Origin of the sequence: Carnobacterium sp. AT7 (assembly GCF_000171855.1) — a bacterium.
Lineage (GTDB): Bacteria > Bacillota > Bacilli > Lactobacillales > Carnobacteriaceae > Carnobacterium_B > Carnobacterium_B jeotgali.
Genome location: NZ_ABHH01000069.1, coordinates 1 through 1,062 on the forward strand (window position 1 = coordinate 1; position 1,062 = coordinate 1,062).

Below are 1,062 nucleotides of genomic sequence, written 5' to 3' on the forward strand. Positions count from 1 at the left end.
ATGCTAATGAAGATAAAAAAACAAAATGTATGCACGTGCATTTTCGTGGACACCATGAATTACAACTAAATATATCCGCTCGTAGCTTTAACGAACAAGTCGATCGTTCAGCTATTCTTTTCGTTTATCAGCAATTTATTATTGATGAATTGGTTGGCCTTGGACACTATGTACTAGAACCTTCCGTTATGACTGAACTAAATATCGTTCAACAACATCTAAAAAAATTTACTTTTACTATGGTCCTACACCCATTAGAAAAAATTCTATCTTACATTTCACATTATCGCGTGCAAGAAACGCTTGAAAAGGTCCTTGGAGAAGCGAATCCCTATATCGGAGAAATCAGAGATAACTTCAATTCAAACTTTAAAAAATGATTCTTGCCCTTTCAAATGGTTGGATAACAAAAAAGATTAAGCTAGTTGATTTAGCTTAATCTTTTTTGTTGGCTTCTTTTATTGGATGAAATCTTTAATCTTTCAAAATAAGTAGGAAATGATTTAACTTTTCAGCAACTCTTTTTTTCCATTGGTAAACCGTTTTACGACTTACCCCTTGTTTTGTAGCAATTTCCGTAACCGATAACTGCTTAACAACCGCATCTAATAAATAAGCTTGTTCATTTTTAGTTAAAAGAGGCAACATTTCTTTTAGTAAATCCATGTCTTGATAAGATTGTTCAAATGACAACTGCGTATCAGGCTGCTCCATTGCCACCTCATCTGGCCAGGGCATTTCATAGTTCCATTTGCGCTGCTGTTTTCGTAATAAATCAAGCATATGCCACCGAACTTTTTTATAGGCGTAACCCGTAAATTGATAGAGAAAGGCCTCTTGCTCCAAATCTTCAGGAAATGTTTCGTAAGCTTCTACCAACTTTAACAATCCTTGTTGCACAAAATCATCGTAATCTGGATGTGATCGGTATACACCCAATTTTTTCAATGCTCCATGGACGATTCCTGCATGCTGATCAAAAAATGCTCGTTCTTTTTCTTCGCTCAATAATCTTATCATCTGTTTTCAGATCCTTCGTTTTGTTGTTACAAGGCCTTGTAC

At 35.3% G+C, this 1,062-nt stretch carries 2 protein-coding genes; one reads left to right on the plus strand and one right to left on the minus strand.

Annotated elements, in window-relative coordinates:
• On the plus strand, positions 1-380 hold a 380-nt coding region (locus tag CAT7_RS12470; RefSeq protein WP_007726005.1), incomplete at its 5' end, for a hypothetical protein.
• Positions 381-474: 94 nt separating this feature from the next.
• Here CAT7_RS12470 and CAT7_RS11970 read toward each other — a convergent pair.
• Entirely contained in the window at positions 475-1,020 is a 546-nt protein-coding gene (locus CAT7_RS11970; protein WP_007726006.1) for a sigma-70 family RNA polymerase sigma factor, read from the minus strand.
• Positions 1,021-1,062: the final 42 nt, after the last annotated feature.

Bases quoted from the DNA above. Each gene is read 5' to 3' on its own strand.
- CAT7_RS11970 (WP_007726006.1), bottom strand. From the start codon at position 1,020: ATGATAAGATTATTGAGCGAAGAAAAAGAACGAGCATTTTTTGATCAG.